At 61.2% G+C, this 22,115-nt stretch carries 16 protein-coding genes; 8 read left to right on the forward strand and 8 right to left on the reverse strand.

Going from position 1 to position 22,115, the window contains the following annotated elements:
• The first annotated feature begins 13 nt into the window (after nucleotides 1-13).
• Together ACYP2A_RS08570 and ACYP2A_RS08575 are read left to right on the forward strand one after the other, a co-directional pair.
• Entirely contained in the window at nucleotides 14-1,846 is a 1,833-nt protein-coding gene (locus tag ACYP2A_RS08570; RefSeq protein WP_459744398.1) for a hypothetical protein, read from the forward strand.
• Nucleotides 1,847-1,976: 130 nt separating this feature from the next.
• Nucleotides 1,977-3,800, forward strand: a complete 1,824-nt coding sequence (locus ACYP2A_RS08575; protein ID WP_459744399.1) for a glycoside hydrolase family 15 protein — start codon at nucleotides 1,977-1,979, stop codon at nucleotides 3,798-3,800.
• Nucleotides 3,801-3,829: 29 nt separating this feature from the next.
• Here ACYP2A_RS08575 and ACYP2A_RS08580 read toward each other — a convergent pair whose 3' ends face one another.
• A complete protein-coding gene (locus ACYP2A_RS08580; protein WP_459744400.1) occupies nucleotides 3,830-4,936 on the reverse strand; it encodes a Gfo/Idh/MocA family protein in 1,107 nt (368 codons plus the stop codon).
• Nucleotides 4,937-5,041: 105 nt separating this feature from the next.
• The gene (gene ydiJ / locus ACYP2A_RS08585; RefSeq protein WP_459744402.1) at nucleotides 5,042-8,083 is read right to left on the reverse strand and encodes a D-2-hydroxyglutarate dehydrogenase YdiJ; all 3,042 of its coding nucleotides are present in this window, start codon (nucleotides 8,081-8,083) and stop codon (nucleotides 5,042-5,044) included.
• A gap of 172 nt (nucleotides 8,084-8,255) precedes the next feature.
• Between ydiJ and ACYP2A_RS08590 the strand changes: the two genes are divergently transcribed.
• Nucleotides 8,256-9,146, forward strand: a complete 891-nt coding sequence (locus ACYP2A_RS08590; protein ID WP_459744615.1) for a LysR substrate-binding domain-containing protein — start codon at nucleotides 8,256-8,258, stop codon at nucleotides 9,144-9,146.
• Between the two features lie 14 nt (nucleotides 9,147-9,160).
• Here ACYP2A_RS08590 and ACYP2A_RS08595 read toward each other — a convergent pair whose 3' ends face one another.
• The 3 genes from ACYP2A_RS08595 to ACYP2A_RS08605 all read right to left on the reverse strand — a co-directional run bounded on the left by ACYP2A_RS08595 (nucleotide 9,161) and on the right by ACYP2A_RS08605 (nucleotide 11,985).
• Nucleotides 9,161-10,057 (reverse strand): polysaccharide deacetylase family protein, encoded by an 897-nt coding sequence (locus ACYP2A_RS08595; RefSeq protein WP_459744404.1) that lies wholly within the window; start codon nucleotides 10,055-10,057, stop codon nucleotides 9,161-9,163.
• Nucleotides 10,058-10,139: 82 nt separating this feature from the next.
• On the reverse strand, nucleotides 10,140-10,817 hold the full coding sequence (locus ACYP2A_RS08600; RefSeq protein ID WP_459744406.1) for a hypothetical protein: 678 nt from the start codon (nucleotides 10,815-10,817) through the stop codon (nucleotides 10,140-10,142).
• A 280-nt stretch (nucleotides 10,818-11,097) separates the two neighbouring features.
• Nucleotides 11,098-11,985 carry an EamA family transporter gene (locus ACYP2A_RS08605; protein ID WP_459744617.1) on the reverse strand — a complete coding sequence of 296 codons (888 nt, stop codon included), beginning with the start codon at nucleotides 11,983-11,985 and terminating at the stop codon, nucleotides 11,098-11,100.
• Nucleotides 11,986-12,101: 116 nt separating this feature from the next.
• Here ACYP2A_RS08605 and ACYP2A_RS08610 point away from each other — a divergent pair, with 116 nt between their 5' ends.
• Nucleotides 12,102-12,869 (forward strand): AraC family transcriptional regulator, encoded by a 768-nt coding sequence (locus ACYP2A_RS08610; RefSeq protein ID WP_459744407.1) that lies wholly within the window; start codon nucleotides 12,102-12,104, stop codon nucleotides 12,867-12,869.
• Nucleotides 12,870-12,883: 14 nt separating this feature from the next.
• Here the strand turns inward: ACYP2A_RS08610 and ACYP2A_RS08615 are convergent, their stop codons facing one another.
• Nucleotides 12,884-13,963 carry a polyamine ABC transporter substrate-binding protein gene (locus tag ACYP2A_RS08615; protein WP_459744409.1) on the reverse strand — a complete coding sequence of 360 codons (1,080 nt, stop codon included), beginning with the start codon at nucleotides 13,961-13,963 and terminating at the stop codon, nucleotides 12,884-12,886.
• A gap of 334 nt (nucleotides 13,964-14,297) precedes the next feature.
• Between ACYP2A_RS08615 and ACYP2A_RS08620 the strand changes: the two genes are divergently transcribed.
• Complete coding sequence (locus tag ACYP2A_RS08620) at nucleotides 14,298-14,558, forward strand: DUF1652 domain-containing protein (RefSeq protein ID WP_459744410.1); 261 nt, start codon at nucleotides 14,298-14,300, stop codon at nucleotides 14,556-14,558.
• A gap of 1 nt (nucleotide 14,559) precedes the next feature.
• Here ACYP2A_RS08620 and ACYP2A_RS08625 read toward each other — a convergent pair whose 3' ends face one another.
• The gene (locus tag ACYP2A_RS08625; protein WP_459744412.1) at nucleotides 14,560-17,040 is read right to left on the reverse strand and encodes a UvrD-helicase domain-containing protein; all 2,481 of its coding nucleotides are present in this window, start codon (nucleotides 17,038-17,040) and stop codon (nucleotides 14,560-14,562) included.
• Nucleotides 17,041-17,329: 289 nt separating this feature from the next.
• On the opposite strand from ACYP2A_RS08625, the gene ACYP2A_RS08630 reads away from it, so the two are divergent.
• Together ACYP2A_RS08630 and ACYP2A_RS08635 are read left to right on the forward strand one after the other, a co-directional pair.
• Nucleotides 17,330-18,850, forward strand: coding sequence for an OpgD/OpgG family glucan biosynthesis protein (locus ACYP2A_RS08630; RefSeq protein ID WP_459744618.1), 1,521 nt, complete (start codon nucleotides 17,330-17,332; stop codon nucleotides 18,848-18,850).
• Nucleotides 18,851-18,882: 32 nt separating this feature from the next.
• The gene (locus tag ACYP2A_RS08635) at nucleotides 18,883-21,141 is read left to right on the forward strand and encodes a glycoside hydrolase family 3 N-terminal domain-containing protein (protein ID WP_459744413.1); all 2,259 of its coding nucleotides are present in this window, start codon (nucleotides 18,883-18,885) and stop codon (nucleotides 21,139-21,141) included.
• On the opposite strand, the gene ACYP2A_RS08640 is transcribed toward ACYP2A_RS08635, so the two are convergent.
• Nucleotides 21,128-21,292: a hypothetical protein gene (locus ACYP2A_RS08640; protein ID WP_459744415.1), complete on the reverse strand. Its 165-nt coding sequence runs from the start codon at nucleotides 21,290-21,292 to the stop codon at nucleotides 21,128-21,130. The two genes, ACYP2A_RS08635 and ACYP2A_RS08640, sit on opposite strands and share 14 nt — an antisense overlap.
• Between ACYP2A_RS08640 and ACYP2A_RS08645 the strand changes: the two genes are divergently transcribed.
• Nucleotides 21,285-22,112: a hypothetical protein gene (locus ACYP2A_RS08645; protein ID WP_459744416.1), complete on the forward strand. Its 828-nt coding sequence runs from the start codon at nucleotides 21,285-21,287 to the stop codon at nucleotides 22,110-22,112. The genes ACYP2A_RS08640 and ACYP2A_RS08645 overlap by 8 nt on opposite strands.
• The last annotated feature ends 3 nt before the right edge of the window (nucleotides 22,113-22,115 follow it).

The following is a 22,115-nucleotide window of genomic DNA, read 5'->3' on the forward strand; positions in this document are numbered from 1 at the left end:
GGAGTAGCAGTTCATGGCAGGAATCGATTGCAGCATCGCCAATGCGGACGGCAAGCCGGTCGCTTACCTGGGGCAATCCCAAACATTGACCCTGACCCTGGCCAACAACAGTGGGTCAGACCTGCTGCTGGCCGGCAGTGCGCCGGTGGGCGAGGATTCGGCAGACGGCAGCACCGCGTTGATCTATGTGTTTCTTGCAGGGCTGGTAGCCGATCCTGCCCTGGTTCAGGTCAGTTGTGCGGGCTGGACTGTACAGTCGCAACAGACGCCCCAAGGCCAGGTCTGGTGCCTGGCGATGGCAGAAAAGACCACCCTCAAATCCGCCGGCACCCTCACCATCAGCCTGCAGGGTGTGACCCTCGGCGGCCAGCCGGGTTCGCGCCAGGTGACTGTCGATCAATTTTTCCTGGACGGCGACTCGGTACAACTGCCGGTCATGGCGCAGAATGATCCGGGCAAGCTGTTGCCCCTGAACATTGAGTTCGCCATCACCGGCAGCAATGTGGTGTACATCACTCAGGACCCGGCGTTTCCGATGCAGGACTCGCTGGTGTTTCGCCTGACCAATCCTTCGCGCGACACCCCGATCGTTCCCGACGATGTGCCATGGGGTCAGCAGACGCCGAGCTTTACCCTGTCGTTCACTTACGCCAGCAAGGGCAACGGTTTCGGTGCGCTGACGTCTGCGGAACGGGCCGCCAGTTTCACCCGCCAGGCCGTACAGGATTACGGCAGGCGCTGGTCAATCAGTGCCAACACTCAAGGCTCACCCAGTTGGACCCTGACGCCAGACCAGTTGAACAACAAGCAGATTCTCGGTACCGGCGAGCAGGCCAGTTTCGAGTTCATGCTCGGCAGCATCGTGACCCAACTGTCGGTGGGGACCACCCTGGCCTACCTGCAATGGAACAATATTCCCGGCTATCAGGACGGCTACGCCACCCTGGCGCTGTTCAAGCAGAATCCGGTGCCGGGGATCCAGCGTTTTCTCAGCCTGTCACCGAGCAATATGAGGCAGGGCACGCCCGTACTACTGAGCTGGCAGACGTTTGCTCTGGGCCGCCGGGTGCTGAGCTGGACCATCAACGGTCAGATCCATACCCAGGACGTCGATGCCCGTGTCGATGTCTACGCGCCGTTGCCGTTGCCGAACGACGACGTCGTCTACACTCTGGACGGCTACGACTTCAAAGGCCAGAAGGTCGCCAGCGCCCAACAGACCATCACCGTCACTCCCAACGCCCCCGTCATCAGCGGCTTCACCGCGACACCGCGGGTCGCGGCCTTCGACGTCGACAACCCGAACGTACAGATCACCGCCCACTGGAGCGTGACCAACCCGGTGTTGCAACTGCTCAACGGCATCCCGGGCAGCTCGCCCCTGACTATCGGCATGGACACTGCAGGCAAGATCAACCTGCTGGTCACCGGCCCGAAAAACACGAACGACCATGTCTGCGAGCAAATCTACAGCACCGAGGGTTACCTCCATACCTTCGTGTCCACCAGCCAGGTCAGTGGCGGCAGCAACGGCCCGAGCCTCAGTAACGTGCTGCAATTCAGCAGCAATCGAATCGGCACCTGGACCCTGATGCGCTCGGATCCCCTTGCTACATGCATCCTCGCCAGACAAGAATTCACCTGGAGCACCGATGGCCTGACCGTCCGCCTGCTGTTCAAGGACAATGTCACCACTGCCACCCTCACCTGCGCCTTCGGCACCCTGACCCTGACCGGTCGTAGCGGCCAGGCCGACAGCAACGGTCTGTTACCGTTGGCGATGCTGGTACGCAACGCACCAGGACAGAGCTCACCCCGGTTCGAGGCAGTGACCGACCGGCGTTGAAAACGGCTGCCTGATGAGGCCTGCAATGCAGCCTCTGAAGGCAAATACCCCGAACCCTGCCCGCCAGGCGAAGTCGGAATTCTGATGTGGATGCCTTCATCCGGAATTTCGACTTGGCCTGGCAGGCGTTATGACCCTACAACTCTCTTTTTCTGCAATGCACACCCCGCGCCGTGATGCCGATGGCTACCTTCCTCTGGAGGACTACGCCGCCCTGGGCGATGGCCGTTCGGTCGCGCTGGTGGGCGCCGATGGCTGCATCGACTGGTGGTGCGTGCCGCACATGGACTCGCCGCCGTTGTTCGACCGCTTGCTGGCGCCGCAGTCCGGCGGCTTTTTCACCATCACGCCTCAAGGCCCGTACCGGGTCGAGCGCCGTTACCGGCAAGACAGCAACGTGCTGGAAACCCTGTTCCTGACCGAAACCGGTCAGGCGCGCATGACCGAATCGCTCAACAGCGGCCCGGCAGGCCGCCTGCCCTGGGCAGAACTGGGCCGGCGCATCGAAGGTGTTGAAGGCCAGGTCAGCTTTGACGTGCAGATCAATTTCGGCACCCAGGCCGACAAGGTCAGCCCTTATATTTCGCAGAGCGGTAATGGCAATGTCTTCCATGCCGGACGTGTGCTGGGCATGTTCCTGCACAGCGCCAACCTGGATATCGACGAAAGTGGCGACCAGGGCATCAAGGCGCGTTTGCAGGTTCATCAGGGCCAGCGCGAAGTGCTGGCCATTGTCGCAGGCCGGGACGAACCGTTGGTGGTGCCGCCGCTGGAATTGATCGATGCCCGCATCGACGGCTCCGACCGTGAGTGGCGGATCTGGAGCGACGGCCTGACCTATGAGGGTGAATACAAAGCACTGGTCACTCGCAGCGCCCTGGCGCTCAAGTTGCTGCTGTCATCGCCCACTGGCTCGATCATGGCGGCGGCCACCACCTCGCTGCCCGAGCGCATTGGCGGCGACAAGAACTACGACTACCGCTTCGCCTGGATCCGCGATGCCGGCTACACCATCGAAGCCTTTCTCAGCATTGGTGCACAACCGGAAGCCAAGGCGGCCTTTACCTGGCTGCTCAAGCGCCTGGGCGAACACGGCCCGCACGTGTGCTACACACTGTGCGGCGACCTGGCAGAAAACGCTGCGGCCCTTGACCTGCCCGGCTACAAACACTCCCCGCCGATGGTCGGCAACGACGCCGCCAGCCAATGGCAGCACGGCGTCTACGGCGACATTTTCGAAACCGCCAAGTGCTTTATCGACTGCGGCAACATTCTGGACGGCCCCAGTGCCATGCTTCTCGCCAACCTGGCCGATCGGTGTGCCGACCACTGGCGGCGCAAGGATGCCGGCATCTGGGAGCTGCCTGAAGAGCAGCACTACAGCATGTCGAAAATCAGTTGCTGGCAAGCTCTCAGCCGCGCGGTGGAACTGGCTCGCGACGGCCACCTGCCCACCACCTGCTGCGAGCGCTGGGATCGCGAACGCCAGCGCGTCGAGGCCTGGATCGAGGAGCACTGCTGGAGTGAACAGCATCAGGCTTATCTGTTCTACCCCGGCAGCGACCGCCTCGATGCCTCGCTGACGCTGGCCGTCCGCTTTGGCTACCCGCACACTGAACGCCTGCAAAGCACCCTGAATGCCATCGACCGCGAACTGGGCTGCGGCGCGTTTCACTACCGCTACACCGAGGTCGATCAAGAGGAAGGCTGTTTTCTGGCGTGCAGTTTCTGGATGGCTGAAGCCATTGCACTGCTGGGCGACCGTGAGCGCGCGGCAGGCATGTTTGAGAATGCCGTGCAGGGCCTTGAACGTGGCGTGGGCATTTATTCGGAAATGGTCAACCCGCACAACGGCAGCTACCTGGGCAACCTGCCGCAAGGGCTGACGCATCTGGCGCTGCTGGGCGCGGCGCGGGCGTTGTCGGGCTCCGATCACCGTAGACGGCCGGTCTGACACGTATCGTGCAAACCGGCCGGGTGCGTTTACTCGGTCGGTGACTCGGTATCGATAAACCCCGGCACCTCGGCCAGCGCATACTGGCGCTGCTGGTGCCGTTCGGTTCCGCGCCGGCCCGGCAATGTTTCCAGGGTCTGTGGCTGACCGGTTTCCAGTGCCCGCTCAATCGCCGCCACGACCCGCACATCGCGCCAGCCTTCCTGACCATCGGCTTCGGTCATCTCGTTATTGAGAATGCAGTCGGAGAAATACGCCGTTTCGCCGGCAAACTGATCCACCACTGGCTGCAAATGTTCGCGGGTGTTGTCGCCAATGTGCGCGCGATAAGCGATGCCCACGCCTTCGCCATAACCGAAACACGGCGAGGCCTCGACTTCGCCCTTGCTGCCGATCAACTGGAAGCGCTCACTGTCCGGCAAGCTATAGCTGACGGTAAAGTGCGCCAGCCGCTCGCCCGGAAAGCGCAGCGCCACGGTCACTGTGTCCCAGGTGCCAATGTCATGGTCCGGGTTTTTGCTGCCAAACGCAGTGACTTCAATCGGCTCATCAGCAAACAACTGACGCACCATGTTCAGCGGGTACGGCCCCATGTCCGGCACGGGACCGGCGGCAAAGCCATGCTTGGCCCGGTGATTAGTGATTTTCACGGTCTGGGTAAAGGTCGAGGTGAACAGCTTTGGCTCGCCAAAATCCCCGGCGCGAACGCGCTCGATAATCTCCAGCGTGCCCGGCTCGTGGTGCAGGCGGTAGGCGATCATCAGCTTGCTGCCGGTGCGGTTCGCCGCCTCGATCATTGCGTGGCAGTCGGCCTCATTGGTGGCCATGGGTTTTTCCAGCAACACATGAATACCCGCCTCCAAGGCCGGAATCACGAACTCGCGGTGGCGAAAATTGGGCGTTGCGACATACACGGCGTCGATTTCGCCGGAGGTGAGCAATTGCTCATAGTCCTCATAGCGGTACGCCTTGATCCCGTATAGCTTCGCCAGTTGATCGGCCTTTTGCGGATCACCGGTGACCAGGGCGGTCAGGACCGAATTCTCGGTCTGACCGACACCGGGCATGAACGCCCCTTGGGAAATCGAGCCGCCACCGACTACGCCATATCGAATCTTGCCGTCTGCTGTGGGCATCCTGAGTCTCCTCTTGAGCGGGCAAAAGAAAACATTGCCCTTTCAGGATTGGCCCGTGGAGAGCTTAGAAGTTCAGAGAGATTTGCCCAGAGGTTGCCGCTCTGATCAGACGCCCCTCACCTGCTGCAACACCACTTGCAACGGATGCAGCACCACTTTGCCGTCCTGGCGCTTGACCTGGCTGCGGCACGAATAGCCATCCGCGACCAGCCCGCCGTCCGTTGCATGTTTGGCCACCAGCGGCTGCCAGGACTGCTGGTAGATGATTTTCGAGGTGGCGACGTTGCGGGTTTCATGGCCGTAGGTGCCGGACATGCCGCAGCAGCCGCTGGGCAGTACGTCGAGCTTCAGGCCCAGGCGCGAGTAGGCTTTTTGCCACAGGCCGACGCTGCCCGGTTCGTTGGTTTTCTCGGTGCAGTGCGGCAAGAAGCGGAACACTTGGCCAGTGTCGGCGCGCTCGGGCAGTTGCGCGTTGGCCAGCCATTCCTGTGGCAGCAATACAGTAGGCGCTTTTTCACCCAGGGTTTTGCTGTACTCCTGGCGATAGACCAGGGTCATCGCAGGATCCAGGCCCACCAATGGAATGTCGAAGCCCTGCAAACGGCTCAGGGTCTGGCTGTTGTAGTTGGCGGCCTTTTCAAAGGCTGCCATGAAGCCTTGCACCTGCAACGGTTTGCCGTTGGGGGCGTACGGCGCGAGATACACCTGATAACCCAGGCGGCTGATCAGCTCCAGCCAGTCGGCGGCCAGGTGGGTTTCGAAATAGCGGGTGAAGGCGTCCTGCACCAGGATCACGGTGCGCTGGCGCTGCTCGGGGCTCAGTGCCGCCAGGCGCTCGGGGGTGGCGATGCCGACGTTCCAGCGCGCGCAGGCGGCGCGGAAATCCATCAGGCTCAGCAGCGGGCTGTCGACCATGCCGGCCACGTGCTCCAGCAGGTAGCGCACCGGCTTGGCAGCCATGATGGCGTTGTACGACTTGGGAAAGCGCGCCAGGTGCGGAATGGTGAATTCCAGCGAGCCGATCAGGTAATCCTTGAGCGGGCGCAGGTAACGGGTGTGGTACAGCTCGAGAAAACGCGAGCGGAAATCCGGTACGTTGACCTTGACCGGGCACTGCCCCGCGCAGGATTTACACGCCAGGCAGCCAGCCATGGCGTCGTAGACTTCGTGAGAGAAATCCTGCTGGCCACGCAGTCTGGCAATGCTGTTGCGGACCTTGTTCAGCGCGCCGCTGAAGGCACCGGCCGAACGCGCCTTGATGCTCGCTGCCAGCACATCGATGTTTTGTTCCCCTTGCAGGCGCAGCCATTCGCGGATCAACGAAGCACGGCCTTTGGGCGAGTGAACGCGGTCGCGGGTGGCTTTCCACGACGGGCACATGGCGTCGTTGGGGTCGTAGTTGTAGCAGGCGCCGTTGCCGTTGCAGTGCACGGCGCTTTCGTAGCTTTGCCACACGCGCTCGTCGATGGTGCGGTCCAGGTCGCCGCGCAGTTGCACTTCATCGACCAGCGTCAGTTTGGCGGTCGGAACGGTGGCCGGCGTGGCGATCTTGCCGGGGTTGAGCTGGTTATGCGGGTCGAACGCAGCCTTGAGCGCCTGCAATGACGGGTACAGCTCGCCGAAATAGCCCGGCACGTATTGCGAACGCAGGCCCTTGCCGTGTTCGCCCCACAACAGGCCGCCGTGCTTCTGGGTCAGTGCCGCGACCTGATCGGAGATCGGCCGGATCAGCGCGGCCTGTGCCGGGTCTTTCATGTCCAGGATTGGTCGCACGTGCAGTACGCCAGCGTCGACATGGCCGAACATGCCGTATTGCAGGCCGTAGCTGTCGAGCAGGTCGCGAAACTCCTGAATGAAGTCGGCGAGGTTTTCCGGCGGCACGGCGGTGTCTTCAACGAACGGCTGCGGCCGCGCTTCACCTTTGACGTTGCCCAGCAGGCCGACGGCGCGCTTGCGCATGGTGTAGATGCGAGTCATCGCCGCCTGGCCCACGGCCAGGGTGTGGCCCAGGCGCACCACCGAGGTGTCGCGCTGCAAGTGTTCGACGAACTCATGCACGCGGCGCTCGACGTCGTCCAGATCATCGCCGCTGAACTCGATCAGGTTGATGCCCAGCGTCGGTGTTTGCGGGTTTTCCGGGAAATACTCGGCCACGCCGTGCCAGACGATGTCCTGCATGGCCAGCATCAGCACCTTGGAGTCCACGGTCTCGATCGACAGCGGCTTGAGGGCCATCAGTGCCTTGGCGTCGCGCAGTGCGTCCATGAAGCCTGCATAGCGCACGTTGACCAGAATCGAGTGCTTGGGGATCGGCAGCACGTTCAGGCGTGCCTCGACGATAAAGCCCAGCGAGCCTTCGGAGCCGCACAGCACGCTGTTGAGGTTGAAGCGCCCGTCTTCTTCGCGCAGATGCGCCAGGTCATAGCCGGTGAGGCAGCGGTTCAGCGGCGGGAAGATATCCTTGATCAACTGCGCCTTGTCGTCGGCGATGCCTTGCGCGCAGCGGTAGACCTCGGCGCCACGGTCGTTACGCGCCTGTTCGGCGGCCACGGCCTGCTCGTCCATGACATGGCTGTACACCCGCGCGCCGCCCAGCAGCACGGTGGACAGGTCGAGCACGTGGTCGCGGGTCTTGCCGTAGGTGCAACTGCCCTGGCCGCTGGCGTCGGTGTTGATCATGCCGCCGATGGTGGCGCGGTTGGATGTCGATAGCTCCGGGGCGAAAAACAGCCCGTGCGGCTTGAGCGCGGCGTTGAGCTGGTCCTTGACCACGCCGGTCTGCACCCGAACCCAACGCTCCTCGACGTTGATTTCCAGAATACGGTTCATGTGCCGCGACAGGTCGACAATCAGCCCGTCGGTCAGCGACTGGCCATTGGTGCCGGTACCGCCGCCACGCGGGGTCAGGACGATAGAATTGAACTCGGGCCGGGCGGCCAGGCGCGCAACCACCTCGACATCGCCGCTGTCGCGAGGAAACACCGCCGCTTGCGGCAGGCGCTGGTAGATCGAGTTGTCGGTGGCCAGCACGGTGCGCGAACCCTGATCGCGGGCGATATCGCCGGCAAAGCCTTCCTGCGCCAGGGCAGTCAGAAAGCGGTCATACAGGTCGGCCTGCTCGTTAGCGGGTTTCAACAAGGCAATCATGGCGGTATTTCCTGTCTCGAAGACTTTTTATATGCAGAACACGTATGCTGGCGGCAATGCCGGGATACGGCTGATCAACGGTTGATACGGATTTTCAGGCACAACCCTGGATCAGGCAAATGTAAAACCTGGCGTTTTTGCATGAGTTTTATGAATGAGCTTTTTGACCACGATGAATCCACGACGCCTTACCCCTTCGATGTCGCTGCTGATCGCTTTCGAGGCGGCGGCGCGGCATGGCAGTTTTACCAAGGCTGCCGACGAACTGGCCCTGACCCAGAGCGCCATCAGCCGCCAGGTGCAGGCGCTGGAAGCGCAACTGGAGGTAGAGCTGTTCAAGCGCGACGGCCGGCGCATCGAGCTGACCACCGCCGGCGCCTTGTACCAGCATGAGCTGGCCGCCGCCCTGGGGCGCATTCGCAGTGCGACCTTGCAGACCATCGCGCACAAATCCGAAGGCGGCACATTGAATCTGGCCGTGCTGCCGACCTTTGGCTCGCGCTGGCTGTTGCCGCAGATGCATGACTTTTACGCCCGGCATCCGGGCTTTGTCGTGCATATCCATTCGCGCATCGCCCTGACCGATTTGAGTACGGCCGCGCAGGACATGAATGCTTTGATTTGCGTCGGTAACGGCAACTGGCCCGGCTATATCGCCCACCTGCTGATGGCTGAAAAACTGGTCGTCATCGCCAGCCCCACGGCGCTGCCCGGCCATGCCGACATGCGTCCGCAGGACGTGGCCCAGCATTCGCTGCTCAGCGTGGTGTCGCGGCCCAATGCCTGGTCTGACTGGTTCGAGCATAACGGCCTGAACCATCACATTTTGCGGCCGGGACCCAGCTTTGAGGTCACCTCGCATCTGATCCAGGCGGTAGCGGCCGGCATCGGCATCGCCCTGGTGCCCAGTGTGCTGGTGCGCGACGAGTTGGCTAAGGGTGAACTGGTCAGCCTGTTCGAGCCGATGGACAGCGGTCGCAGCTATTACCTGGCGTACGCGACCCGGTTTCAGAATTTGCCGTCGTTGTGCGTGTTCAGGGACTGGTTGCTGGCTGTCCGCTGAGTCAGCGCCGGTATTCAATGGCCGTTATGGTCCCAGACCCAATCCCATAGCCCCGGCAAATGCACGATGGTCTCGCCATTCTTGACAGTGCGCGCCATGGCCGCGCGTTGCAGTTCAGCGGTATCGTCGTAGAAAGGTTTGGCGGCCAGCGGCAGGCCGTCCTGGCGGGCGCTGTCGATGAGAATTTGCAGGTATTCCTGAATATGCCGCGCGCTGTAGCGGTTGATGTCGTGGAAGGTCACCACCACCGGCGTCACGCCATCCACTACCGGTAACTGACCGCGGGCGATGCGTTCACGCACCAGCGAAACCTCGCGCAGAAAGTGCGCCCGGCGGCGCGGGCTCATGTTGAAGCCCCAGATCTTGCCGTCGTTGGCGCTCAGGTCGGTGAGCAGTACATGCAGGCCATGACGTTGATAGGCGGCAAAGGTGCGATGGTCGTAATTCCAGAACGGCGGGCGCACCAGCGTGGCGTGCTGGCCGGTCTGGGTTTCGATGATCTGCACACCCTCGCTCAGCGATTGCTCCAGCGCTTCGGGGCTGAGCGAGCGATGGTTGGTGTGCCGTGGCGTGCTGCTGTGAAACCCCAGCACATGTAGCTCCTGACCCTGACGGTGCATCACTTCACGGCCTTTGTCAGTGCCACCACCGCCCACGGCGCCGGTCTGCACAAAGAACACCGCCTTGATGCCGGGCTGCACCGGGTTATTGGCCAGGTCTTCAAGCACCCGCTCGGTGGGGTTATAAAAGCTTGAGCCGCTCGGGCCGTCATCGAAGGTCAGCACAAAACGCACCGGCGCAGCCTGGCGCAATTGCTCGGCGGCGTGCTCGGTCAGAGGCACCGGTGCGCCAATACAGCCGGACAACAGGCAAGCGGCAGACAGCCAAAGGGCAGCAAAAACGGTTTTCATTAAGGTCGGTGCTTGAGCGAAAAGCTGCACACACTAGCGGCCGCAGCGCTTTAGCGCCACTGCGGCTTGCAAACGCCAAGGATCAGGTCGGGCAACTGACCGTGCCGTTATTAAGGTTCTGCTTGTGCACTTGATAGTCCAGCGTGGCTTTGCCGTTGGTCCACTTGAGGGTTATGACCAGCAGCGAATCAAAATCATCGCCGGTCCAGTCATCGATCAGGGTCATTTTCTTGCCCGACGCTTCTTCGGCCACTTTGTTGACCAGGTCAGGCAGATAGCCATGCGACCAGGCGGTATAGATAGTCGAGTCATGGTATTTGGCTTCCATCAGCTCATGGGCCAGGTCGCTGGTGTCATTGGCGCTGAAGTTGATATTGACGGGCAGGCCGAGTTTGATCGCGCTCGGGCCGATGGTCATCAACGGCCGGATGTAACTGTAGGACAAGTCGCCCTCGCCTTCTTCCACATGCCGGCTCGGGTTGGCGGCAAAAATGAAATCCGCCTTGCCGAACTCATTGGGCAGCAGCTCTGCCAGGTCCAGTGCACGGTTCAGGCCCTGGCAGTTCAATTGGCCCAGGCCCATGGCCGGTTTTTCTGCGTGGCGCAGAAACACCAGGGTCTGAGTGCCGTTCTTGGGTTCGGCCATCACGCCTTCGCCGCTGGCAAACCACAACACTGCCGAGGCCGTCAGCACAACAGGCAGAGCCAGCCAACGGCGATGCCGCCACTGGGTCAGGGAAGATTTGAGACGCTTGATCATGTTCAGAATCCGGTGCAGGTTTTTATCAATGCAATTTTGTCCAGTCACTGCGGCAACGTTGCCAGACCTGGCGGGTTCGTGAGTCCGTTCGAAAGGTGGTAATCCAGTGCCGCTGTTAGCCTCTGTGAAGGCTAACTGCAGTATGTTTCTGTATGAAGAAGACCGAGGACATGTAGGATTTTTCTACTTCTTGGGTATCCAAATCCCACCATAGGAGTGAGAAAAAAGCGTTCTGTTGCAAAGAGAACCGAAACTTAGCAGGTCATTTGTCAGAAAAACGTCACGACTCAGAAGCCCTGCGGCGTGAAAACACTCCGCGCCCCGGCCTTGAACCGAGCGCCAGCGCCAGCAGAATCAACGCCATGCAGGCCATCTCCCAAGCGCCCGGGCGCAAGCCGAGGATCACCAGGGTGCTGGCAATGCCAAACACAGGGATCAGCAGCGACATCGGTGCCACCGTTGAAACCGGGTATTCACGCAACAGCAGGTTCCATCCCCAGTAGCAAAAATGCGTCGCACCGTAGACCTGAAAGGCCAGCGAAAAAAGACTGACTGCATGTAAGTGCTCAGGCAGTGCCGCGAAGGGTTCGCAGCCGTGTGACAGCCATGTCAGTAAAAACAGTGGAATGGGTGGAAACAGGCTCGCCCACACCACGAAGGCAAAAATCTCCTGCACCTTCGACACTTTGATGACGACATTACCCAGGCTCCAGGCGAACGCGCTGGCGATCAGCAGAATGAAGCCGACCGTGGTGCCCTTGCCCGCACTGCTCGACAGCATGCCCACCAGCCCGATCGCCGCCAGCACGCTGCCCATCAGCTGCGGCCAGGTGAAGCGCTCGCGGAATACCAGCACGCCCCATCCCAGGGTAAAGAAGGCGCTGAACTGAATCAGCAGCGAAGCGCTGCCCGGTGGCACACCAAGCGCAATGCCCTGATTGATCAGCGCCCACATCGCCACGCCGAAAATCAGTCCATAGGCTGCCAGCCAGTGCAAGGCCACCGGCGGGCGCCTGACGAAGAACACCCACGGCAAGGCGGCCAGTGTGAAGCGCAGCGCAGTCAACAATAAGGGATCGATATCGGCAAGACCGAGCTTGGTCACAGGGAAGTTGATCCCCCAGATGGCCGTTACCAGCACAGCGAGTAACAGGTGTTTTTTCTGCATGGTTGCGGATCTTTTCTCAGGTCGCCAAGCGAAGGTGCTTGATTTACTGAGCAAATATGCAAGAAACAGGTATGGCCTGCTTTCGATCCAGGGCCAATTATCATTAGAATCGGGCCATGCCAATAACCATCGCAAACACTGACCAGACCCCGCCACCTGACGCGGTGGTGACCGCCTGCGACTATGCCGACGGCGAGTTGTTCGCCTCCCACAGTCATCAGCGCGGGCAGTTCGCCTATGCCGCGCGTGGCGTCATCACCTTGTTGACCGACGATGGCAACTGGGTCGTACCGCCCCAGCGCGGTGTCTGGGTGCCCGCCCGGCTGGCGCATGCCATGCACATGCGTGGCCCGGTCACGATGCTCAATACCTATGTCAGCGAGCACGCGGCGCAACGCTTGAAATTACCGGCGCATTGCCAGGTGCTAGAGGTGTCGGCGCTGCTGCGCCAGTTGCTGATGAAGGCAATGCAGGTCCCGGTCGGCGCGGCCAGCGATGGCCACGGCGGCCATCTGCTGGGCTTGTTACTGCACGAGATCGCCGCGATGCCAGCGCTTTTACTCAATGCCCCTGTGCCGCATGAGCCTCGGCTAGCCCAGGCATGCCGTGAGTTTCTGCAAAACCCGTCTCTGGAGGTGAGCATCGATGACATGGCACAGCGCACCGCGATGAGCCGGCGCACCTTCACCCGGCTGTTCAGAATGCACACTGGCATCAGTTATATCGAATGGCGGCAACAGGCCTGTTTACTCGCCGCCGTGGTCCGCATGGGCCACGGCGAACCGGTGACACAGGTCGCACTGGCGTTGGGGTATAGCAGCTCCAGTGCCTTTACCGCTGTATTCAAGCGTGTACTCGGTGAAGTGCCGAGCCGCTATGTCTAAGATGACAAGCCGGCTCATTGACCGAGCTTGATCCGTGCCCAGATCTGGTTGCGCAGCGTTTCAACTTCAGGCTTGACCGACTCGAGTACAAACATGCGGCTGACCATGTCGGCATTCGGGTAGATCGTGGTGTCGTTCCACAATTTGGGGGCGATCAATGCATCGGCCTTTTCGTTGCCGTTGGCGTAATGCATCTGGTTGGTGATATTGGCAATCACCTCGGGACGCAGCAGGTAGTTCATGTAGGCGTAGGCTGCCTTTTCGTTGGGTGCATCGACTGGCATCGCGACCATGTCGAACCACATCGGCGCGCCCTCTTTGGGCACCACGTAATCGATGTTCACATCGCTACCGGCCTTGACCGCCATTTCCTGGGCCTGAGAGATATCGCCAGAGAAGCCCACTGCCACGCAAATCTTGCCCTCGGCCAGATCGGCAATGTAGCTATTGAGGTGGAAATACCGCACATAAGGCCGCACGCTTGTCAGCAAGGCCTCGGCCTTGACGTAGTCGGCCGGGCTTTCACTGTGTGGTGCCAGCCCCAGGTAATTGAGAGCAATGGGCAGCATCTCGGGGCCGTTGTCGATCAACGCCACGCCGCACCCAGCCAGCTTTTTCATGTTCTCGGGCTTGAGAATCAGGTCCCATGAGTCCAGCGGCACAGTGTCGCCCAGCACCGCCTTGACCTTGGCACGGTTGAAGCCGATGCCGGTGCTACCCCACAGGTAGGGGAAGCCATGGGCGTTATCCGGGTCGTTGACCTGCAAGGCTTTGAGCAACACCGGATTAAGGTTGTTCCAGTTGGGTAACTGACGTCGGTCCAGAGGCTTGAGCACCCCGGCTTCGATCTGCCGCGCCAGAAAATGCACAGAGGGAAACACCACGTCATAACCCGAACCCCGGGCCAGGAGTTTGGCGTTGAGTTCTTCGTTGCTCAGAAAAGTGCTGTAACTGGGCTGGATGCCGGTCGCGGCCTGAAAGTTCTTCAAGGTGTCAGCGGCAATGTAGTCGGTCCAGTTATAGATATTGACGACTTCAGCCGCGTGGCTGGCGGGGACCGCCAACAGCAATCCCAGCGTGATGGTTTTTAACATGGTGCTGCCCTCGACTTCGTGACATCAGCTTGCCTTCTATCGGTCAATGCTTCAACGGAAAACCTTCTGCGAGCAGAGAACAGCAGCGTAATAAAGTGTCTCAAACATGATCCACATCATGAAATCCGCCGGATGGTCGACCGTCCAACAAATATTTCTTTTTGTTTCCCAATGCAGTGCTATGTTCAATGCTCGATCAGGACATTTCTGACACCCCTGCAGGGATTTGCCCGACAATCGTGGTTTGGATAATCGGACAAACGGACCTGCGCAGAGACGTCTTGCCCTGCCACTCTGAGTATCGACCGATGCTCGTATGTAACAGGTGGGTCTCATGAACAAGGTTACATTCCCCAATGCCTGCCAGCTGATGCGCTGGCATTTCCATCCAGTCGGCTTCGAGGCCACCATGGATGCCCCCAGCAGCATGATTGCCCGCCTGTTTGATCGCGTCAGCGGCGAGACCCTTGTGGCCATCGCCGGCCTGCCTTGCGCCACGGTGATGCATGCCCGTGACGTGGAAATCATCATTGAAGCCATCGAGGCTGAGATGGAGCTGTTCAGCCAGCCCGGCGCTCGTATGCAAATGTCGTGAATCAGCTGCGCAGCGACTGGCGGCGCTGATCGTCGAAGAACGGTTTGTCGCCGGCCACCCGATCCGAGGCCTTGGGCGCGATGCTGGGATCCTGCGCGTCGATAAACCAGTAACACTGGCGTACGGCCCGCGTGATGGCCACGTAGGCCAGGCGCAACACTTCATCCTGCTGCGCCTTGTCGAAGGCTTGCGGCTCGCCCTTCTCACCCAGTCCCGCCAGGCGATACAACTGATTCTTGGCCGGTGACTGGGTCAGGTGCTGGCAATCGCCGAGCAGAAACACTGCATCGGCCTGCAGCCCCTTGGCGCTGTGATAGCTCAGGGTCTTGATCTGCCGCGATCGGTCGCTGGCAAGCAATCCCTGCAAACGCTCGTCGAAGCGCTGCCGCTCGCTGCCCTTGCGGTACAGCAGCAAGATGCTGTCGCCTTGCTGGTAATGGGCTTGAACGCGCTCGAACAGTGCCGTGTCGTCGCGATCAAGCACCGTGACGGGCCACAGTTCCTGCTGTGCACCACTGGCTTTGGCTTTCTTGCCGGTAATCGCCGGCGCGGCGCGGACGATATGCTCGGCAGCATCGATGATGTGTTGATGGCTGCGGTAGTTTTCGCTGAGCATCACCCGCGTGGTAGCGGGTGCAGAGAACGTCTCGCTAAAGGCCATGAAATAGTGCGGTGAACTGCCGCGCCAGCCGTAGATCGACTGCCAGTCATCGCCGACACACAGCAAGGATGAGTCCTTGGCCTTACGCCCGGCATGCATGGCCGGGCCGCGACGGCGAATCTCGCGCAGGCTGGCGCGCAACCACGAAACGATCTGTGGAGACACGTCCTGAAATTCATCGATCATCAGGTGCGACAACGGGCGCAGGACCTCATCGCTCAGTTGCGTCAGGTTCTCCGGCACGTTTTCGCCAAACAGGGCGAACATCCGGTTGTAAGTCATCACCGGCGGGCTCAGGTCGAGCAAATGTGACTCGAAGGCTTTCCAGAACAGGCTCAGCCCCTCGAAAAAGAACCGGTCCGTATCGTCGCTGGCAAAGCTCATCTGCGCCACGGCCGCCGGCACGTCCAGGCCCAGGTTTTCGATAAAGCCTGCGGCGGCGACGAAGCAATCGAGCAACGGCGCGCTGACCAGTTCACCCTTGACCTTGTAGTCGAATCCGGGACCTGTCACCGCTTTGCCGGCGAGATTCGACAGCAGTTGCCCGCCACTCTGGTAGCTGTCCAGCCAGATCACCGGTTTACCGCAGAACGCCTGAAACAGCGTGCGCTTGATCACCCCTTCGGCCCACAGCGGTAATTTGGCGTCAGGGCGTTTCAGTTCGCGGTCTTCGCGCTCGTCCACACCCAGCACCACCCAGGCGTCCAGTTCGGCAGCGTAACCGTGTACGTGAAAGGCATGGCCGTTGATCTGCATCGTCTGCCGCGTAGGCTTGATGCCCTTGATCGGCCAGGCCCGGGCCTGCTTCCACAAATGCTCGACGCTGTTGCACCAGTCTTCGTCGCGTTTGGCCGACAGTTCGGTGACAGCCAGGCGTTTTTGCACATCGGGATGCTCGCGGTCCAGCATCCTGAGCTGCCGGGCCTGACGGTACAGCGGCGTGATGACCTGACGAAAGCGTTCATCGCGCTGGTACAGGTCGCGGTAGCAGAGGTTGAGGGCCTGACGCTGGGCGTCGTTGATGCGCAGGTCGAACGGATTGCTGTCGATATCCGCCTCGCCCTGCGGCTGGCTGCCTGCCGCTTGATGGGTCAGGTTCTCGAACGCCTGCAGTTGCTCGAAACCCGGCAGGCTGCGCACCAGCGGCAGGATGCGTGAATGAAAGGTACGCACCAGCTCGCGGCCCTGCTGCGGGCTCAAGGCATACCCCCACAGCGCCATGATCTCGATCAGCCGTGCAATAAAGTCCTTGCGCGACTCGCGGGTAAACGTCACCACGGTCATGCTGTCCAGCTCGAACCCCAGATACCGGGTCAGCAACAAAATCCGCAGCACCAGCGAGGTCGACTTGCCCGCACCGGCGCCGGCGATCACGTAGGTGGACGGCGTGTCGCTGAGGATCATTTTCCATTGTGCGGTGCTGGGCTGGGCCTGCACCGGCAGCTTTTGTGCGACATCGGCCTTGAAGCGTTTTTTCAGCTCGGGCGTGAGCGGCAAGCGCCAGTCGTCGAACAGATGATCCTCGATCTGCGGTCCGCGATGCTCCTCGGGACGGGTGTCACGGATCAGCAGCATCTGCCGGCCGCGCTCGACGCCATCCAGATGCCCTTCGCCGTAGCCTTCACGCACCCCCTCGTCATGACCGGCCAGATAACCATCGGTGTGGCCCTGTGCCCAGGACGCCTTGTGCTGTGCGCCAAGCCTGTTCAGGCCACCGCCCAATACCCGCGACAACAGCCGTTTGAGCCAGGGCAAGCGCTGCGTATCGACAAGCTCGATGGCAAGCTCCGGGGGCAATGCAGAAGGCAGGTCGTCAGGCACGCGGTTTTCCGTGGGGGACTTCGAAGGATGCCTATGGTGAACAAAATTGCCGTCTGGCTCCAGAGCTGGCGGCTGGCCATTAGCACCCGATAAGTCAGTGGTCGCCCCGCCCTGCATTTGCCGGGTTCACAACCATACTTTCAGCAATGGCAGGCGTACTCGCTCTCTCAAACCGTAACGGAGGGACCCTATGTTACGGCGTCGCAACTTCTTGGCATTCATATGCCTGGGTGCATCAGGGCCGATTCTCAGTTCAAGACACCGGGCAATAGCCGATGAACATCCCTTGCTGGGGCCGCCCGAAGCGTTTTCATTCGAGGGATTGATCAAGCTGGCCGAGGCCACTTCAGCAAAGCCTTATGTACCTGCGTCCACGGCCATGGCCCCTGTGCTCTCCAGACTTGACTACGACGCTCTGGCCCGGATCAGGTTTGACCCAGAGAAGGCCCTGTTTGCTCAGGGGCCGGGGCAATTTCCGGTAACCTTCTTTCATTTGGGCAAGTTCTTTCAGGTGCCTGTCACCCTGCACGTGATCGACAAGGGCGTTGCTCAAACCCTTGTCTATGACCCCGGCTACTTCGAAATCCCGCCAGACAGTCCTGCACATCAGTTACCCGTACAGGCGGGCTTTGCCGGCTTTCGCTTCCAGGAGAGCCGCCTTGGCAACCAACGGGCACTCAAGTGGCAACAGAATGACTGGCTGGCCTTTCTGGGGGCTTCGTACTTCCGTGCAATCGGCGAACTCTATCAATACGGCCTGTCTGCGCGCGGCATCGCGCTGGATGTCGCGCAGGCCGATAAACCCGAAGAGTTTCCTGACTTCACCCATGTCTGGTTCCAGACGCCGGCCAGCGATAAGGACCCGGACGTCACGCTGTACGCCTTGCTCGACGGGCCGAGTATCTGCGGTGCCTATCGTTTCGTGATCCATAGAGGCAAGGGCGTGGTCATGGACATCGATTGCGCCTTGTTTTTGCGCTGGGAGACAGGTCGCCTGGGTATCGCGCCGCTGACCTCGATGTACTGGTTCAGTGAGGCGGCCAAACGCACCGCCGCAGACTGGCGCCCGGAAGTACATGACTCTGATGGCCTGGCCCTGTGGACGGGAAGTGGCGAACGGATCTGGCGCCCGTTGAACAATCCGCCCCGAACCATGGCTTCGGCGTTCAGCGACAAGACCCCCAAAGGCTTCGGTCTGTTGCAGCGCGATCGTGACTTCAACAACTATCTCGACGGCGTCCGCTACGAGCGTCGTCCTTCGCTGTGGGTCGAGCCGCTCGGCGATTGGGGCGAAGGCAGTGTGCAGTTGGTCGAAATTCCGACCGATGACGAAATTCACGACAATATCGTCGCCATGTGGGTCCCCAAGGCGCCAGCCGAAGCGGGTAACAGTTACCGCTTGCGCTACCGCCTGCATTGGCTGGCTGATGAGCCCTACCCCACGCCCCTGGCTCGTTGTGTCGCCACGCGCCTGGGCCGGGGCGGCCAGGCCGGCCAGACGCGGCCCGAAGGTGTGCGCAATTTCACCGTGGACTTTCAGGGCGCACCTTTGGAAAAGCTGCCTTCGGGGGTAAAGCCGCAAGCGGTTCTGTCTACGTCGAGAGGCAGCCTGTCTGATGTGCTTACCGAGGCTGTGCCTGACGGCGTGGCGGGACACTGGCGGGCGCGATTCGATTTGCGTGTGACGGGCCAGGAACCAGTGGAGCTTCGTCTGTTCCTGCGCCTGGAAGACAAGACGCTGTCGGAAATCTGGCTGTATCAGTATCACCCGTTCGAGTCCTCGTCCGGCCCGGTTGCCGCACAGCAATAGGGCATCAGCCCCGACCTGAGGACGCTATCACCATGCATCCCGTTCGCTCGACCATCGTCGGCAGGCTGCTGGCATTTATCGTCATTGCCTGCAGCCTGGCCCGGGCAGAAGTACAGCCCAGCCACAGCGAGCAGATAGAATGCTTGCTCACGCAGATGACCCTTGAAGAAAAAGCCGGCCAGCTCACACAACCGGGCGTGCAGACGACGCCCACCGGCCCAGTACCGGAAAGCCGCACGACCTTGCCTGTAGAGCTGGCAGGCTCGGTGCTTGGGGTCTACGGCGCCGAACACACACGCCGCCTGCAACAGCAGGTGATGGAGCATTCGCGCTTGCACATTCCGTTGCTGTTTGCATTCGATGTGATTCATGGCTTTCGTACAGTCTTTCCCGTACCGCTGGCAGAGGCCTCAGCGTGGGACCCTGACCTGTCGCAGCGTACAGCCCGTGCCTCGGCCATAGAGGCCAGTGCCAGCGGCGTGCACTGGACCTTTGCCCCTATGGTCGACATTGCCCGCGATCCGCGTTGGGGGCGGGTCGTGGAAGGTGCCGGTGAAGACCCCTTTCTCGGTTCTGCCCTGGCAGTGGCGCGGGTGCGCGGGTTTCGCGGTGCCGGCAGGCACGACCCTTCCTCGTTGCTGGCTACCGCCAAGCACTACGTCGCCTATGGCGCGGCAGAGGCTGGCCGCGACTACAACGTTGCCGACCTGTCCGAACGCACCCTGCGCGAAGTCTACCTGCCGCCCTTTCGGGCTGCAGTAGACGCCGGGGTCGACGCGGTGATGCCCGGTTTCAATGAAATTGCCGGCGTGCCGATGCATGCCCATCGGCCATTGCTCAAGAACATGTTGCGCGAGCAATGGGGCTTTGACGGCGTGATTGTCAGTGATTACACCGGCGTACAGGAATTGATGCGCCACGGCATCGCGGCCACCCCGGAAAGAGCAGCCTTGCTTGCGTTCGACGCAGGCGTTGATATCGACATGGTCAGCGGCTTCTATGCCGCGCACTTGCCAGCCCTGGTCCGTAGCGGGCACATCCCGCAACGTTGGCTGGATGACGCGGTACGGCGTGTTCTACACGCCAAACAAAAACTGGGCCTGTTTGACGACCCGTACCGTTACAGCGACATGGCTCGTGAGCATGCCCGGCTACTGACGCCCGAAACACGAGCCTTGGCGCGCGAAGCCGCGCAAAAGTCGATTGTCTTGCTGAAAAACGACCCTACGCTGCTGCCACTGGCCAAGGACCTGCGCCAGGTGCTGGTAGTCGGTTCGCTGGCAACGGACGCCCAATCGACATTGGGTCCCTGGGCTGGGGCGGGCCGTGCCGAAGAGTCGATCACGGTGCTGCAAGGCATACAGCGCGCGGTGGCTGCCGGGACACAGGTGGTGCATATCGCAGAGCCTGGGCCTGAGAATTCCGGGCTACCGGAGACAGGTGCTCTACAACGTGCCGCTGCCGGGGCCGATGCAATCATTGCGGTTTTGGGTGAAAGCGCCGATATGAGCGGCGAGGCACGTAGCCGCGCCTCGCTGGGGTTACCCGCCGCCCAGGACGCCTGGCTGCAACAGTTGATCGCAACCGGCAAACCCCTGGTGCTCGTGCTGATGAACGGCCGCCCACTGGCATTACCGGAGATCACCGAGAAAGTCCCCGCCATCCTTGAGGCCTGGTTTCTTGGGTCGGAAATGGGCAATGGACTGGCTGATGTGCTGTTTGGCGAAGTCAGTCCCAGCGGCAAACTGCCTGTCTCTTTCCCGCGCGCTGTGGGTCAGATCCCGATCTATTACGGGCATAAGAACACCGGCAGGCCAACCAGCGAAAAAGCTTTCTATACCTCCAGCTACATCGATCAATCATGGCAACCGCGCTACCCGTTCGGTCATGGCTTGAGCTATACCACCTTCAGCTACAGCCTGCCAGAGCTGAGTACGACCCGGCTGAAGGCCACTGAGTCACTGAACGTACAGGTGACCGTGCGCAATACCGGCGTACGTGAAGGCGAGGAGATCATCCAGTTGTACCTGCGTGACGATGTGGCCAGTGTGACGCGGCCGGTACGCGCACTTCGCGGGTTTACCCGAGTCAGGCTCGCCCCGAACCAGGCACAGACGGTTGATTTTGTTCTTGATCAAGACGACTTCGCTCTTCTGGACGAAGATTTCCAGCCTGTTGTCGAGGCCGGGACCTTTACCGTCTTTGTCGGCGGTAGCTCGACCACCGACAATCAAGCCAGCTTCACCGTGATCGACACGGTGCGCCTGCCAACTGCAGTTAAGGCGCGCTGATGCCGGCCATGCCCTGCGCCACTTCGGTGTTATGCGCTGGCATCGCCGTTGTGCTGGTTTTATCCAGCACCGCGTCGGCAGCCCCTGTCGCCGCCACGGTCGAGAACCGTAGCACGTCCACTGTCTGCGCCGAGGAGGACAATGTGTCCATATCGCTGCGTGCAGAAGGCCTTCGGCACCTGCGTATCAAAGCGCTGCAACCCGACTACCTCGACACAATCGACACCGCCGTCGTCGCACCTGACTTTTCAGGCTGCAACTTCGACGGTGGCGCACACCCCACTGACCCGGCGCATCGCTTCCAGCCCCGCAGCGTGGTGTTGCTCGACAACGCCGAGTGGCGCATCGTCGGCCTCACGCTGCCGACGTTCTGGCGCCCGCAACGTGTGCCGGTGCAGATAGGCACCCGTCGCGAGCGTGGCTTTCATCTGCTGCAAGTGTTCAAGAAAGGCAACGGCAAGGCGCTGGAGGCGATTGTGCTCTACCCCGCCGATGGTTACTGGCGCATCAAACCGTTGCCCGAGGCACGCTTTGGCGATGGCGTGTACGGCTCGTCGTTCCTGCTCGGCCCGGTCGAGCAGACACCGCGGCCGGTGGTGAACATCAGATCGATCCGCATTGCGCTCAAGCCGCTCACCTTCCATCTGCGCTTCGGCAATGGCAACCGTGCCGAGGTCCGGGTCGGCGAAATCAGCCGCAGGCAGACCGTGCTCGACGTGACACTGTCCAGGCCCAGCGCCTATGCACAGCCCTTCGCCATGCTGCGCTCGATGTACGTCGCCGCCGACAATGCCGACGTGAGCGAAGTGCGCTGGCTGCAATCGCCTGCGGCCGCCTGGCAAGCGAGATCCTTGCCCGACGTCCGCACACTGGAAGCGATGCAGGTGCGCCTGGGCCGCAGCGTGCCGTCCAGGCACAACACCAGCGCACCGGATATCGAATTCAGCGGCTTCGAGGACGACAACCGCTGATAC

The sequence above is a fragment of the Pseudomonas sp. 3A(2025) genome, from assembly GCF_054589175.1.